Origin of the sequence: Vibrio sp. CCUG 15886 (assembly GCF_028570825.1) — a bacterium.
GTDB lineage: Bacteria > Pseudomonadota > Gammaproteobacteria > Enterobacterales > Vibrionaceae > Vibrio > Vibrio vulnificus_B.
In genome coordinates this window covers 298,117-312,225 of sequence record NZ_JAQQBT010000002.1, presented here as the reverse complement: position 1 = coordinate 312,225, position 14,109 = coordinate 298,117, and the positions used below count along the sequence as shown (strand labels likewise).

General features: G+C 46.7%; 14 protein-coding genes. 8 read left to right on the top strand and 6 right to left on the bottom strand.

What is annotated here, in order from left to right:
- The first annotated feature begins 23 nt into the window (after positions 1-23).
- Positions 24-662: a phosphoribosylglycinamide formyltransferase gene (gene purN, locus PQQ36_RS08145; RefSeq protein WP_118893450.1), complete on the top strand. Its 639-nt coding sequence runs from the start codon at positions 24-26 to the stop codon at positions 660-662.
- An 86-nt stretch (positions 663-748) separates the two neighbouring features.
- On the opposite strand, the gene PQQ36_RS08140 is transcribed toward purN, so the two are convergent.
- Complete coding sequence (locus PQQ36_RS08140) at positions 749-1,594, bottom strand: class II glutamine amidotransferase (protein WP_011079798.1); 846 nt, start codon at positions 1,592-1,594, stop codon at positions 749-751.
- A 46-nt stretch (positions 1,595-1,640) separates the two neighbouring features.
- Entirely contained in the window at positions 1,641-2,216 is a 576-nt protein-coding gene (gene lpcA, locus PQQ36_RS08135; RefSeq protein ID WP_011079797.1) for a D-sedoheptulose 7-phosphate isomerase, read from the bottom strand.
- Positions 2,217-2,557: 341 nt separating this feature from the next.
- Here lpcA and fadE point away from each other — a divergent pair, with 341 nt between their 5' ends.
- From fadE to PQQ36_RS08100, 7 genes are all read left to right on the top strand, one after another.
- Positions 2,558-5,005 carry an acyl-CoA dehydrogenase FadE gene (gene fadE / locus PQQ36_RS08130; RefSeq protein ID WP_011150942.1) on the top strand — a complete coding sequence of 816 codons (2,448 nt, stop codon included), beginning with the start codon at positions 2,558-2,560 and terminating at the stop codon, positions 5,003-5,005.
- A gap of 390 nt (positions 5,006-5,395) precedes the next feature.
- Complete coding sequence (locus tag PQQ36_RS08125) at positions 5,396-6,073, top strand: hypothetical protein (RefSeq protein ID WP_273660709.1); 678 nt, start codon at positions 5,396-5,398, stop codon at positions 6,071-6,073.
- Positions 6,070-6,747, top strand: coding sequence for a hypothetical protein (locus PQQ36_RS08120; RefSeq protein ID WP_157401999.1), 678 nt, complete (start codon positions 6,070-6,072; stop codon positions 6,745-6,747). The genes PQQ36_RS08125 and PQQ36_RS08120 overlap by 4 nt, the downstream gene beginning before the upstream one ends.
- Positions 6,744-7,421, top strand: a complete 678-nt coding sequence (locus tag PQQ36_RS08115; RefSeq protein WP_273660706.1) for a hypothetical protein — start codon at positions 6,744-6,746, stop codon at positions 7,419-7,421. Before PQQ36_RS08120 ends, PQQ36_RS08115 begins: the two co-directional genes overlap by 4 nt.
- On the top strand, positions 7,418-8,086 hold the full coding sequence (locus PQQ36_RS08110) for a hypothetical protein (protein ID WP_273660703.1): 669 nt from the start codon (positions 7,418-7,420) through the stop codon (positions 8,084-8,086). Before PQQ36_RS08115 ends, PQQ36_RS08110 begins: the two co-directional genes overlap by 4 nt.
- On the top strand, positions 8,067-8,660 hold the full coding sequence (locus PQQ36_RS08105; protein WP_263180131.1) for a hypothetical protein: 594 nt from the start codon (positions 8,067-8,069) through the stop codon (positions 8,658-8,660). The genes PQQ36_RS08110 and PQQ36_RS08105 overlap by 20 nt, the downstream gene beginning before the upstream one ends.
- The gene (locus tag PQQ36_RS08100; protein ID WP_263180133.1) at positions 8,657-9,337 is read left to right on the top strand and encodes a hypothetical protein; all 681 of its coding nucleotides are present in this window, start codon (positions 8,657-8,659) and stop codon (positions 9,335-9,337) included. Before PQQ36_RS08105 ends, PQQ36_RS08100 begins: the two co-directional genes overlap by 4 nt.
- A 90-nt stretch (positions 9,338-9,427) precedes the next feature.
- Here PQQ36_RS08100 and PQQ36_RS08095 read toward each other — a convergent pair whose 3' ends face one another.
- The 4 genes from PQQ36_RS08095 to dnaQ all read right to left on the bottom strand — a co-directional run bounded on the left by PQQ36_RS08095 (position 9,428) and on the right by dnaQ (position 14,053).
- Complete coding sequence (locus PQQ36_RS08095; protein WP_185891729.1) at positions 9,428-11,377, bottom strand: monovalent cation:proton antiporter-2 (CPA2) family protein; 1,950 nt, start codon at positions 11,375-11,377, stop codon at positions 9,428-9,430.
- Complete coding sequence (locus tag PQQ36_RS08090) at positions 11,377-11,991, bottom strand: NAD(P)H-dependent oxidoreductase (RefSeq protein WP_185891731.1); 615 nt, start codon at positions 11,989-11,991, stop codon at positions 11,377-11,379. Before PQQ36_RS08090 ends, PQQ36_RS08095 begins: the two co-directional genes overlap by 1 nt.
- A gap of 71 nt (positions 11,992-12,062) precedes the next feature.
- Positions 12,063-13,313: a TIGR03503 family protein gene (locus PQQ36_RS08085; RefSeq protein ID WP_011079789.1), complete on the bottom strand. Its 1,251-nt coding sequence runs from the start codon at positions 13,311-13,313 to the stop codon at positions 12,063-12,065.
- 8 nt (positions 13,314-13,321) lie between these two features.
- Entirely contained in the window at positions 13,322-14,053 is a 732-nt protein-coding gene (dnaQ, locus tag PQQ36_RS08080) for a DNA polymerase III subunit epsilon (RefSeq protein ID WP_011079788.1), read from the bottom strand.
- Between the last annotated feature and the right edge of the window lie 56 nt (positions 14,054-14,109).

Below are 14,109 nucleotides of genomic sequence, written 5' to 3'. Positions count from 1 at the left end.
CCAGCAGTAAATGGACAGTGGTTATGAAAAAAATCGTGGTACTGATTTCCGGCAGCGGCAGCAACCTGCAAGCCATTCTTGAAGCATGCGAGTGTGATACAAGCCGAGCCAAAGTGTGTGCGGTTTTCTCAAACAAAGCCGACGCTTACGGTCTTGAACGAGCCAAACAGTTTTCGGTACCCGCTCATTACATCGATCCCAAGGCGTTTACCGATAGAGAAAGTTTTGATCGTGAATTGATGAAAGCGATAGACGAATACCAACCCGACATCGTCGTACTGGCTGGTTACATGCGCATTCTGAGTGGTGAATTTGTACGTCACTATTTAGGAAAAATGGTCAATATACATCCTTCCCTCTTGCCTAAATACCCCGGCCTTCATACCCACCAGCGCGCTATCGATGCCGGGGACAGTGAACACGGCACCAGTGTGCATTTTGTCACGGAAGAATTAGATGGGGGCCCAGTGATCTTACAGGCGAAAGTGCCTGTTTTTGCAGAAGATGACGCACAAAGCCTAGCGGAGCGCGTGTTAACGCAAGAGCACAGCATCTATCCCTTAGTGGTGAAGTGGATGGCAGAAGAGCGGCTTGTCATGCAACAAGGTGTCCCCTATCTCGATGGCCAACCACTTGGCAGCGCCGGTTACGCTGCAGAGTAAGGCGATTCATTGTCGCCACTCGACATCGAAAGAAAAAATGGGTTGCTTATCGCAACCCATTTTCAATACAAACTCGCAATACCGTTTTATTCAAGTGGTTCCGTTGGCGCTTGGCAGCTTGGTTTTGCTGCTGCAAACGGGACATCAAGTAATAAATTGGCGTTACTGCTGACTCGCTCGCCAAAGTGAAACAGACCATACTCCCCTGGCTTCATTCTCTGCCAAGTTTCATTACCGGTTAGAGGCTGGGTCGCAATCACAGAGACAACGTCGTTAGGGGTGGTCTCTTCTTGAAAGTTAATCTCAACATCTTCATCCAGCAACGCTGCATTACCAAAAGGTGCTCGACGAGTGATCCAGTAAAGATGGTTGGTACAATACGTCATCACATACTCGCCATCACTGAGCAGCATATTGAACACCCCTTTTTCTCGCAGGGTTTCACAGCAAGAGGCAAGGTAAGCAAACACCTGTTCCATATCCTGAGGAATATCAGGATAACGCTGTTCCAATTGATTCATCAGCCAGCAAAACGCTTTTTCACTGTCCGTTTGCCCAACTGGACGATGTCGCCCGGTATCCAACGATTGATAGTCCGTGAGTTGGCCATTGTGTGCAAATGTCCAATATCGCCCCCAAAGCTCACGAGTGAATGGGTGGGTATTTTCTAAAGAAACACCACCTCGATTCGCTTGGCGAATATGGCTGATCACCGAACAACTTTTAATCGGATAACTTTGCACCAACTCCGCAATCTTCGATTCACAACTTGGATTTGGGTCTTTGAAGGTTCTAAATCCCTTTCCTTCATAGAAAGTGATGCCCCAACCATCTCTATGTGGTCCGGTTTTACCGCCTCGTTGCATCAAGCCAGTAAAACTAAAACAGATGTCTGTTGGCACATTGGCGCTCATACCGAGCAATTCACACATCGAACAAAACTCCCTGAACAAATCGATACGGGTTGCCCCGATCAGATTACTCCATCTCTTTCTCAATCAATTGGATGATGATATGGATAATTTTAATATGCACTTCTTGAATACGGTCTGCGTAACCAAAGTGTGGTACTCGGATTTCAACATCCGCAAGACCCGCCATTTTACCGCCATCTTTACCCGTCAGTGCGATGGTTTTCATGCCCTTGGCTTTCGCCGCTTCAATCGCTTTCAGAATGTTGCCTGAATTGCCAGACGTTGATAGACCAAACAGCACATCGCCTTTACGACCGACCGCTTCAACGTAGCGAGAAAATACATAGTCATAACCAAAGTCGTTACTGACACAAGAAAGATGGCTTGGATCTGAAATCGCAATACCCGCGTAACCAGGGCGATTTTCACGGTAGCGGCCCGTTAGTTCTTCGGCAAAATGCATCGCATCACAATGTGAACCACCGTTACCACAAGACAACACTTTGCCATCTTGTTTAAAAGATTCGGCAATCATTTTCGCTGCCGCTTCAATTTGCGCAATGTTGTGATCGTCGCTTAGGAATTTATTTAGTACGTCAGCAGCTTCAGTTAACTCATTTCTAATCAGATCTTGGTACATACGATGTTCTCTTTATCTTGGTTTATCACGTTATACGTCGATGTTTGCTGAGCGACAGCCTAGCTAACATAGCAATACGCTGAGTTTACCCATAAACAGGAAATAGTGTCGACACCGAAGCCTCAGTTTTCGCGGATTTGTAAAGCGATTCGCTCAAAGCTGCTTAGGAAATCACCATGGAAATCTCAATTTTAGAATTTTCACTCTACTCAGATCACTTTTTGCTCAGAATTGTGTTTTACATTTCTTTAATATTTTGATTACACTTAAACCAACTGGTTTGACCTCTTACCAAAACACAGACGTATAACACAACGAATTGTCTGAAAAGGAACCTACATATGGACATCTTGCTCTCCCTACTCGCGATGACCTTGATATTGGGCGTGACGCTCTATCATCGAATGTCATTAGTCAAATCCGTCACCTTGTTGACCGCCACGATGCTGCTGTTAACTTTCTCCGGTTACGTCGGCTCAATCGGCTGGCTAAGCTACTTCTTAGCGCTGGCGGTATTCGCTATGCCCTCTGTACGCCAATCGCTCATCAGTGCAAAAGCGCTCGGCTTGTTTAAGCAAGTGCTTCCAGCCATGTCTCAGACAGAAAAAGAAGCGTTGGATGCAGGTACCGTTTGGTGGGAAGCGGAGCTTTTCAAAGGCAAGCCAGAATGGAAAAAGCTACACGCCATTCCAGCACCAAAACTCTCTGCTGAAGAGCAAGCCTTCCTCGATGGTCCGGTAAATGAAGTGTGTGCCATGGTAAGCGATTACCAAGTGACGCATGAGCTGGCCGATCTGCCTCCTGAAGTTTGGCAATATCTCAAAGATCACAAATTCTTCGCCATGATCATTAAGAAGAAATACGGTGGCCTTGAGTTTTCTGCTTACGCGCAATCTTTGGTGCTGCAAAAACTGACTGGTGTCTCTGGTGTTCTTTCTTCGACCGTTGGCGTACCAAACTCTTTGGGTCCTGGTGAACTTTTGCAACATTACGGTACAGAAGAGCAGAAAAATTACTACCTTCCTCGCCTTGCAGAAGGTAAAGAGATCCCCTGTTTTGCCCTCACCAGCCCTGAAGCGGGTTCGGATGCGGGTTCTATTCCAGATGACGGTGTGGTCTGTAAAGGCGAATGGGAAGGCAAAGAAGTCTTGGGCATGCGCCTAACATGGAACAAGCGCTACATTACCCTTGCCCCTGTAGCAACGGTTTTGGGCCTTGCTTTCAAACTTCGCGATCCTGAAGGCTTACTCGGCGAGCAAGAAGATCTTGGTATTACTTGTGCGCTTATCCCAACAGACATTAAAGGGGTTGAAATCGGCAACCGTCATTTCCCTCTCAATGTCCCCTTCCAGAATGGCCCAACGCGTGGCCAAGATATTTTCGTACCGATCGATTTCATTATCGGTGGCCAAAAAATGGCAGGCCAAGGCTGGCGCATGCTGGTTGAATGTCTCTCTGTTGGTCGCGGTATTACCCTGCCTTCAAACTCAACCGGTGGTATCAAATCCGCTGCATTGGCAACCGGTGCTTACTCGCGCATTCGTCGCCAGTTTAAACAGCCTATCGGCCATCTTGAAGGTGTAGAAGAAGCGTTGGCACGCTTAGGTGGTAACGCGTATGTGATGGACGCAGCAAGCAATCTTACCGTTGCCGGTATCGATCTTGGTGAGAAACCATCGGTCATCTCCGCGATTGTGAAATACCATTGTACTCACCGTGGCCAACGCAGCATCATCGATGCAATGGATATCGTTGGTGGTAAAGGCATTTGCCTTGGTCCCTCCAACTTCCTTGCTCGTGGCTACCAAGGTTCACCCATCGCCGTCACGGTGGAAGGGGCAAACATCCTCACTCGTTCAATGATCATCTATGGTCAAGGCGCAATTCGTTGCCATCCCTATGTACTAAAAGAGATGGAAGCCGCCTACTCGGACAAATCTGATGCGGTAGAACAGTTCGATGCAGCCTTGGCTGGCCACGTCAGCTTTACCATGAGCAACCTTGTGCGCAGCATTTGGTTTGGTTTGACCGATGGTTTTGGCTCGAACGCCCCAACGCACGACGCCACCAAACGTTACTACCAGAAGCTCAATCGCTATAGCGCCAACATGGCATTATTGTCAGACATTTCAATGGCCGTGCTGGGTGGCTCATTGAAGCGTCGTGAGCGTCTATCAGCCCGCTTAGGCGATATCCTCAGTCAGCTTTACTTGAGCTCAGCGACCTTAAAACGCTTTGAACAAGATGGCCGCCCTGTCGAAGACCTGCCTTTGGTTCACTGGGGTTTGCAAGACAGCTTGAAGCAAACAGAAGTGGCCATTGATGAGTTTCTTGCCAACTTCCCGAACCCCATCATTGGTAAAGCATTGCGCGTCTTGATCATGCCATTTGGCCGTGTGCGCAAAGCACCAAGCGACAAAATCGATAGTCAAGTTGCACGCATACTACAAACCCCAAGCGCGACACGTAGCCGCATTGGTCGCAATCAGTATTTGCAACCAACAGAGCACAACGCAGCAGGCAAGATTGAGCTAGCACTGTCTGTGATTTTGCAAGCAGAACCTGTGTTTGACAAAGTGTGTAAAGCACAAGGTAAACGCCGCCCATTCTTACGTTTGGATGCCATTGCAGAAGAGGGGCTAGCACAAGGCATTATTTCTCAAGATGAAGCCGATTTGCTTAAAGAAGCGGAGCAACATCGTTTGTACACCATCAATGTTGATGACTTTGAGCCAGAGCATCTGGCGGCAAAAAAGTCTCATACCGATGTGATGGATAACGTTGCTTAGTCACCACAAAAGTATCACAAGTACAACGGGAGCCGAGCTCCCGTTTTTTTATGTATAAAGACTCTTACCGCCTTTCAATAAACCTCTTGTTCAGCGGCAAAAACACCAAAGTTGCGTTACGTGTTTTAATTAGAAATAAAAACTTAATTATCAGTTACATATATCGTTGCTATCGTTCGCATTCCAATCAAAAACCGACCATATTTCATTGCTACTTCACTGCTTTGGTCTTGATAATCTCGCCATTCAAACCATGACGTAGGTAGAACACATTGAGTAAAAAGCCAGCGGCACGTACAACTGACGTATGAGCAACCAACCATTTCCTAAAGGTAGTCTTGTACACCGAAAACCAAAGCCACTAACAGATATCACAGCAAGGAATCTAATATGAGTCATTTTTCTGATTATTATGTGGTGTACCAGCGCGTGGGTGAGCACGCTATGGTTTTGACTGGTCATGAGAAAAATGCGGGAGCTGATCTTACTTTTAATCAGTTTCAAGAAAACACCAACCGCTGGTTTTACTTTCTAAATGGCTTTAGGGAGGAAGATGTCAGTCAGGGGATACACCATCAGTTGTGTAACTTACATATGTCCGGCAGAAAAATGATGGTGAAACGCGAGCTGTATCTGGCACTGCGCCATATCGATATCACCGGAGCACAATGGCTGAGAGCCGTTATCATCAATGACGATGACACTTACCACGATGACTATCACTACTTAAACTTCTACGAAAATCCGGTTGATGAGGATTACGCTTATTACGATTTTGTTGACTTTGACCAGAGCGAGTACGAAAAAGATGTCTTTGCCGATTACCTGCCCCCGCTCTACACCTTCGAGAAAATCGTTTTATCACAAGAGAAGCTCGCTGCCGTGCCCTTGGAAAAACGCTTAATTTGGAACGATACACACACCACGAACTGCCTTGCTGTACATAAATCCGTTAAAGAAATCATGGAGAAATACCAACCTCTTGATTGTCGCTTTACCCGAATTGAAGAGTATCAAGAAGATATGGGTACTCGCGCAGAATACGACGCCGATGGGAATCTCATATGAGTGAATTTTCTGATTATTATGTAGTTTACCAGCGTGTAGGCGAGCACGCCATGGTGTTAGTCGGGCATGAAAATGATGTTCCACGAGACCTGACGGGTAATGACTTCCAGGAAGACACCAACCGCTGGTTTTACTTTGAAAATGGCTTTAGGGATGAAGATGTAAGTCAGGGGATACACCACCAGTTGTGTAACTTACATATGTCCGGCAGAAACATGATGGTGAAACGCGAGCTGTATCTGGCACTGCGCCATATCGATATCACCGGAGCGCAATGGCTAAAAGCCGTTATCATCAATGACGATGACACTTACCACGATGATTACCACTACCTGAATTTTTTTCGAAATCCTGTAGACCGAGATTACGCCTATTACGATTTCGTTGATTTTGAGCAGAGCGAGTACGAGAAAGATGTCTTTGCTGATTACCTGCCCCCGCTCTACACCTTCGAGAAAATCGTCTTATCACCAGAAAAACTCGCTGCCGTGCCCTTGGAAAAACGCTTAATTTGGGATGACTTGCAGTTTACTGACCGACTTGTTGTACATAAATCCGTTAAAGAAATCATGGAAAAATACCAACCTCTCGACTGTCGTTTTACTCGGATAGAGGAACATAAAGAGAACATGGGTACTCGCGCAGAATACGACGCCGATGGGAATCTAATATGAGTAAGTTATCTGATTATTATGTGGTTTACCAGCGCGTGGGCGAACACGCCATGGTGTTAGTCGGGCATAAAAATGATACTCCACGAGCGTTAACGGCTAATCAGTTCCAGGAAAATACCAATCGCTGGTTTTACTTTCTAAATGGCTTTAGGGATGAAGATGTAAGTCAAGGGATACACCATCAGCTGTGTAACTTACATATGTCCGGCAGAAACATGATGGTAAAACGCGAGCTGTATCTGGCACTGCGCCATATCGAAATCACCGGAGCACAATGGCTGAGAGCCGTTATCATCAATGACGATGACACTTACCACGATGATTACCACTACTTAAACTTCTATGAAAACCCGGTCGATGAGGATTACGTCTATTACGATTTTGTAGACTTTGACCAGAGCGAGTACGAAAAAGATGTCTTTGCCGACTACCTGCCCCCGCTCTACACCTTCGAGAAAATCGTCTTATCACAAGAAAAACTCGCTGCCGTACCCCTGGAAAAACGCTTAATTTGGGATGACTTGCAGTTTACGGATTGCCTAGTCGTACATAAATCCGTTAAAGAAATCATGGAAAAATACCAACCTCTCGACTGTCGATTTACCCGAATTGAAGAGTATCAAGAAGATATGGGCACTCGCGCAGAATACGACGCCGATGGGAATCTGATATGAGTAAGTTTTCTGATTATTATGTGGTGTACCAGCGTGTGGGCGAGCACGCTATGGTTTTGACTGGTCATGAGAAAAATGCGGGAGCTGATCTTACGTTTAATCAGTTTCAAGAAAACACCAACCGCTGGTTCTACTTTGAAAATGGCTTTAGGGATGAAGACACAAGTCAAGGGATACACCATCAGCTATGTAACTTACATATGTCCGGCAGAAAAATGATGGTGAAACGCGAGCTGTATCTGGCACTGCGCCATATCGATATCACCGGAGCACAATGGCTGAGAGCCGTTATCATCAATGACGATGACACTTACCACGATGACTATCACTACTTAAACTTCTACGAAAATCCGGTTGATGAGGATTACGCATATTACGATTTTGTTGACTTTGACCAGAGCGAGTACGAAAAAGATGTCTTTGCCGATTACCTGCCCCCGCTCTACACCTTCGAGAAAATCGTTTTATCACAAGAGAAGCTCGCTGCCGTGCCCTTGGAAAAACGCTTAATTTGGAACGATATACACACCACGAACTGCCTTGCTGTACATAAATCCGTTAAAGAAATCATGGAGAAATACCAACCTCTCGACTGTCGCTTTACCCGAATTGAAGAATATAAAGAAAATATGGGGCGAGCACGCTATGGTGCTAGTCGGGCATAAAAATGATACTCCACGAGCGTTAACGGCTAATCAATTCCAGGAAGACACCAACCGCTGGTTTTACTTTCTAAATGGCTTTAGGGATGAAGATGTAAGTCAGGGGATACACCATCAGTTGTGTAACTTACATATGTCCGGCAGAAAAATGATGGTGAAACGCGAGCTGTATCTGGCACTGCGCCATATCGAAATCGCCGGAGCACAATGGCTGAGAGCCGTTATCATCAATGACGATGACACTTACCACGATGACTATCACTACTTAAACTTCTACGAAAATCCGGTTGATGAGGATTACGCATATTACGATTTTGTTGTCTTTGCCGATTACCTGCCCCCGCTCTACACCTTCGAGAAAATCGTTTTATCACAAGAGAAGCTCGCTGCCGTGCCCTTGGAAAAACGCTTAATTTGGAACGATATACACACCACGAACTGCCTTGCTGTACATAAATCCGTTAAAGAAATCATGGAGAAATACCAACCTCTTGATTGTCGCTTTACCCGAATTGAAGAATATCAAGAAAATATGGGCACTCGCGCTGAATACGACGCCGATGGGAATCTAATATGAGTGAATTTTCTGATTATTATGTGGTGTACCAGCGTGTGGGCGAGCACGCCATGGTGTTAGTCGGGCATGAAAACGATGCTCCACAAGACTTAACGGCGAATGACTTCCAGGAAAACACCAATCGCTGGTTTTACTTTTTAAACGGCTTTAGGGAGGAAGATGTCAGTCAAGGGATACACCACCAGTTGTGTAACTTACATATGTCCGGCAGAAACATGATGGTGAAACGCGAGCTGTATCTGGCACTGCGCCATATCGATATCACCGGAGCGCAATGGCTGAAAGCCGTTATCATCAATGACGATGACACTTACCACGATGATTACCACTACCTGAATTTTTTCCGAAATCCTGTAGACCGAAATTATGCCTATTACGATTTTGTTGACTTTGAACAGAGCGAGTACGAAAAAGATGTCTTTGCCGACTACCTGCCTCCGCTCTACACCTTCGAGAAAATCGTTTTATCACCAGAAAAACTCGCTGCCGTGCCCTTGGAAAAACGTTTGATTTGGGATGACTTGCAGTTTACGGATTGCTTAGTCGTACATAAATCCGTTAAAGAAATCATGGAAAAATACCAACCTCTTGATTGTCGTTTTACCCGAATTGAAGAATATCAAGAAGATATGGGCACTCGCGCTGAATACGACGCCGATGGGAATCTGATATGTTAAAAAGCCATTGCTCAATGATATGCCCGTCGAAAAGACACACTGAATAGCAATGGCTTCAGTCAACCTTGGTCTTACAAAAATCAAATAACACTATTTGAAGTTGAGATCATTTACCTCATTGTTGAGCTCTTGCAGATCGTCCGCGTAATCTTTGGGGGGCGGTGTCCAACCCCGCTCGGAGCGAGAAAGATTGGTATGGCGATCCTTTTGCATTTCCAACATCATTTTTTCTTCAAGCTGCATAAACAACTTTCTGTAGTTGTTATCAAAACGCTCACCTTCTGAATCGTCTAACCAAGCGCTGTACAAAGAATCTGACTTACGATTTTCAACGCGCTTGTATCTCATCTTTTGTTGCTCAACAAAAAACGGATGAACCCCCAATAATTTCATGGTTTGCCCGCCCACTTCTAATGCCGAATGATAAGTTTCTGACTCAATCACATCCGCCCCGGCTTGGCGCAGACGATAACCGTGTCCACGGTCAAATGCTCTGGCGATGACTTTCACACTGGGGTAAGCGTGCTTAACCTGCTTGACTAACTCTACACTGGCATCGCGATTATCAATCGCGACCACAATCGCGGCCGCTTCTTCAATTCCCGCGGTGTGCAGAATATCGGGGCGAGTCACATCACCAAAGTAAGCTTGAGTGCCAATCTGTCGCATCACATCTACCTGATTTGCTTGGTAATCAAGTGCAACGGTTTTAATTCCGTTAGACAACAATAAGCGATTGACTATCTGTCCAAAGCGCCCAATACCAGCGATGATCACTGTGCCTTTTTCATCAATGTCATCATCGGCTCTTTCATTAAACTTAGTGGCGAACTTCGGCAAAATAACTCGATCAAAGAGGATAAATAGACCCGGAGTGAGAAACATGGAGATCGCCACCACCAGCGAGAGTTGCTGGGAGAGAGACGTCGATATCACGTGATTTTGTACTGAGAAACTCAGCAGCACAAAACCAAATTCACCCGCCTGCGCCAAGCTCAATGCAAACAGCCAACGATCACTGCCTTTTATGCGGAAAATAAACGACAGCGCCAGTAACACTATGGCTTTCAGGAGCATCACCGCCAACGTTAAACCGATGATGGTGCCAAACTTATTGAAGAGAATGGTAAAATCGATGCCCGCTCCGACCGTAATGAAAAACAGGCCCAAAAGCAGCCCTTTGAAAGGCTCAATATTCGATTCGAGCTCATGACGAAACTCACTGTTTGCCAGCATCACGCCCGCCAAAAATGTGCCCAACGCAGGAGACAGTCCAACTAAACTCATCAACGCCGCAATACCAATCACCAGCATCAAGGCCGCTGCGGTAAAAATTTCTCTTAAGCCGGAATCGGCCACGTAACGAAAGATCGGACGACTGAGGTAATGCCCACCGACGATCACCACGCCAATGGAAAGTGTAATGACGATACCATAGGCCCAGCCAGGTAAGCCGGCAACCAGGCTCAACTGTTCATGATGCTCCGAGGCCGATTGGATGGATTGCTGAGCTTGCTCGACCAATTCAGGCAGGGCGAGCAGTGGGATGAAAGCCAGCATCGGAATGACCGCGATGTCTTGGAACAACAACACAGAAAACGCGTTTTTACCCCCTTCCGTCTTGCTTAATCGCTTCTCGTTAAAGGTTTGCAACACGATCGCCGTTGATGATAAGGCGAAAATCAATCCAATCGCTAAGGCCGTGGTCCACACTTGGCCGAAATAGACAGCAATCGCCACAATAATCCCAGCGGTACCCGCAACTTGTAAGCCGCCTAGCCCCAATAAGCGGTTACGCATTGCCCAGAGCATTTTAGGCTCAAGCTCTAAACCGACCAAAAACAACATCATCACCACACCAAATTCGGCGAAATGCTGAATGGTGGTGGTTTCTTCCCCGACCAAACCAACGATGGGGCCAATCACCACGCCAGCGATAAGGTACCCAAGCACAGAACCTAGGCCAAAGCGTTTTGCTAATGGCACGGCAATCACTGCGGCAATCAGGTAGATGAAGGCTTGTAAAAATATTTGAGTCATCAGGCTTCCTTGATGATTTGAGGTAGGGCATGAGTGATTTTGTTCAAATGATTGGCGGCGTGGATATTGACTCGATCTTCCACTAAGGCTTGCAGCAAAGTCACGTAGCGCTCGACATGCTGGTCAATACGATTTTCCTCTAACGCGGTACGTGCACCAAATATCGCAAACGGTGGTAGGTAGTGCATACTGGTTAGCGCGGCCATTTGTTCAATCGGTGCCAACAATTGACGAATGGTAAAGTGGTTATAACCCTCTGCTTTGTATGCTTCTTCTTTGCCTCCTGCAGAAACCACACAGAGCATCAGCTTGTCTTTCAAAGCGGTTCCATCTGTCCCGTAAGCAAAGCCGTATTCCAGCACCAAGTCTTGCCACTCTTTCAACAATGCAGGGGTGGAATACCAGTAAAGAGGAAACTGAAACACGATGACATCATGTTCCAGCAGTCGAGCTTGTTCATTGTCGATGTTGATGTCGAACTGAGGGTACTCGGCATACAGATCGACACACGTGACACCGTCAACGGCTTGCGCTGCGGCAAACAGTGGCGCATTGACCTCTGAGCGATGTTGCGACGGGTGAGCATAAATCACCAAAACTTTGTTCTTCGACATGGGTTATTTGTCCATTTTTCGTCACCAACTCAAAAACTCTCTGAGTTGGCGGGTATTCCGAAGTTATCCACTTATTTCTTCGGCACTTCTAATTGCATCTCTGGAATGGCTTGGCGTTTTGCTCGCAACTTGCCCCAGACGAACCACACCACCAGCCCGAGTAAGATGACTACCACGTTACCAATACCAATCATCATGATGGCTTGTTTACGATCGGCCTCTCTTTGCGCCAAAAGTCGTTGTTCTTCTTCAATGCGGCGTTGTTCTGCAAGCGCGGCTTCTTTGGCTTTGCGCGCGGCTTCAATATCCACCTCTTTCACAACACTGAACGTTTGTTGTGAGATGGGGAACATCAATGGGCGTTGTGTCGCGGCGTCAGTGGCGAACACTTCACCCTTCCAACCATAAATGCCGATCATCTGGCTACTATCGAGCAGCATCGACACTTTTAAGCTCTCTTTGTCCGCCTGCCCTTGCACATAATTGACGAAATCATCCGGAGCACTTTGCTCAATGTGAACCGCCAAAGACCCAGGCTGCACCATGCCTTGCTCGCCTGAAACCACAATACTGTGTGGCTTGCCTTCATCACGTGACTGAATGAAGGTGGTCGAAACAGGGCTAGGATAGACCAGCACTTCCTGTTCTTTGGCTCGTAGGAACACGCCATTTCCTGAGGTGATACGCGCCCGATACTTGCCCGGGTCCACTTCGATAGGCAACTGCACAGTAAACACACCATCGCCAGCTCGTTCATCTAAGCCCGTGCCATCATCGCTAAAATCACCAATAACAATGGGAACTGGACGCGCTTCTTTTACTAAATCTTGCTCGTTTTCAACAAACTTCGTGAAAGTCACTTTTAGATTGACGCGATCAAGGAAATCTCTCAGGACTAACGGCTTATCATCCGATGCGAGCCTTGCGGTGAATTTCATCACTTCGCCATGATACAAACGACTGGGGAAGAGATCCGTTGAAAGCGTCAGGTGAGAAATCAGCCGAATGTTGTTTTTGGGGCTCACTTTTCCCACGGCTTGCCAAGGGCCCGGCATTGGGTTGTCGATAGAGATAATGTCCATGGCTGACTCTTGATACCAGCGGACGTTGGGGTAGCTTTTGAAGGCGTAGTATTTTCGACCATCTGGTCGCACTAGCACCACGGGCTGAGAAGGATTTTCGCGATAAATCAAGAAAGTGATTTGATCGATGGTTGGATCCACTCGAAAGCGGTTATCCAGCAAGGACATGGTCGACTCTGTCGCAGCATGGCTTACACAACTAACCAATAACAATAATACGACTGACAATGTCCTCAACATAGATTCTCCTATTGACGCCAGAGGCAAGTTCCGCTTTTTTCTACAATATCCAATCTAGATTGGTGCGCTTCTAATTCATCGGCCGTTGCACGCAAAACCTTAAGAGATTTTCGCCCCGCCACTCGGCGAATGTCTTCACCGCCGCCTTCTTGCGAGTTGGCGTTGAACTCCAAACTGGTTTGCCCACCGGTCATCAGCAGGTAAACATCAGCCAGAATCTCCGCATCGAGCAATGCCCCGTGGAGCGTTCGGTGTGAGTTATCAATGCCGTAGCGTTCACACAAAACGTCTAGGTTGTTACGCTTGCCAGGGAAGATTTTCTTCGCCATCGCCAGCGTATCGGTCACCTTGCAGTAGTCATCGGTTTTACCGATGGCGGCGTCGAGTTTACCGAACTCATAATCCATAAAGCCCACGTCGAAGGGCGCGTTATGAGCCACCAGCTCAGCCCCTTTAATGAACTCTAGGAACTCTTGGTGAACTTGACGATACTCCGGTTTATCAACTAGAAACTGATCGGTAATACCGTGAACATCGATCGCATCGGGTTGAATTTCACGGTCTGGCTTAAGGTAAACATGGAAATGTCGCCCAGTCAGCTTACGGTTGATGATCTCCACCGCCCCGATTTCGATGATTCTGTGCCCCATATAGTGTGGGCCACCTTCACGGTTCATACCCGTGGTTTCCGTATCGAGCACGACGATACGATCGTATTCAGAATTGTTACTGGTATTCATAATGATATGTGTGTCAGACTATGCAGAACGTATGCTTTAAACATGGCTTTCGCTAA

What these genes read in the sequence shown, in the direction of transcription:
- PQQ36_RS08115 (WP_273660706.1), top strand. Translation starts at nt 6,744, where the DNA reads ATGAGTAAGTTATCTGATTATTATGTGGTTTACCAGCGCGTGGGCGAA.
- PQQ36_RS08095 (WP_185891729.1), bottom strand. Translation starts at nt 11,377, where the DNA reads ATGACTCAAATATTTTTACAAGCCTTCATCTACCTGATTGCCGCAGTG.
- PQQ36_RS08120 (WP_157401999.1), top strand. Translation starts at nt 6,070, where the DNA reads ATGAGTGAATTTTCTGATTATTATGTAGTTTACCAGCGTGTAGGCGAG.
- PQQ36_RS08085 (WP_011079789.1), bottom strand. Translation starts at nt 13,313, where the DNA reads ATGTTGAGGACATTGTCAGTCGTATTATTGTTATTGGTTAGTTGTGTA.
- lpcA (WP_011079797.1), bottom strand. Translation starts at nt 2,216, where the DNA reads ATGTACCAAGATCTGATTAGAAATGAGTTAACTGAAGCTGCTGACGTA.
- PQQ36_RS08110 (WP_273660703.1), top strand. Translation starts at nt 7,418, where the DNA reads ATGAGTAAGTTTTCTGATTATTATGTGGTGTACCAGCGTGTGGGCGAG.
- dnaQ (WP_011079788.1), bottom strand. Translation starts at nt 14,053, where the DNA reads ATGAATACCAGTAACAATTCTGAATACGATCGTATCGTCGTGCTCGAT.
- PQQ36_RS08105 (WP_263180131.1), top strand. Translation starts at nt 8,067, where the DNA reads ATGGTGCTAGTCGGGCATAAAAATGATACTCCACGAGCGTTAACGGCT.
- fadE (WP_011150942.1), top strand. Translation starts at nt 2,558, where the DNA reads ATGGACATCTTGCTCTCCCTACTCGCGATGACCTTGATATTGGGCGTG.
- PQQ36_RS08140 (WP_011079798.1), bottom strand. Translation starts at nt 1,594, where the DNA reads ATGTGTGAATTGCTCGGTATGAGCGCCAATGTGCCAACAGACATCTGT.
- purN (WP_118893450.1), top strand. Translation starts at nt 24, where the DNA reads ATGAAAAAAATCGTGGTACTGATTTCCGGCAGCGGCAGCAACCTGCAA.
- PQQ36_RS08090 (WP_185891731.1), bottom strand. Translation starts at nt 11,991, where the DNA reads ATGTCGAAGAACAAAGTTTTGGTGATTTATGCTCACCCGTCGCAACAT.
- PQQ36_RS08125 (WP_273660709.1), top strand. Translation starts at nt 5,396, where the DNA reads ATGAGTCATTTTTCTGATTATTATGTGGTGTACCAGCGCGTGGGTGAG.
- PQQ36_RS08100 (WP_263180133.1), top strand. Translation starts at nt 8,657, where the DNA reads ATGAGTGAATTTTCTGATTATTATGTGGTGTACCAGCGTGTGGGCGAG.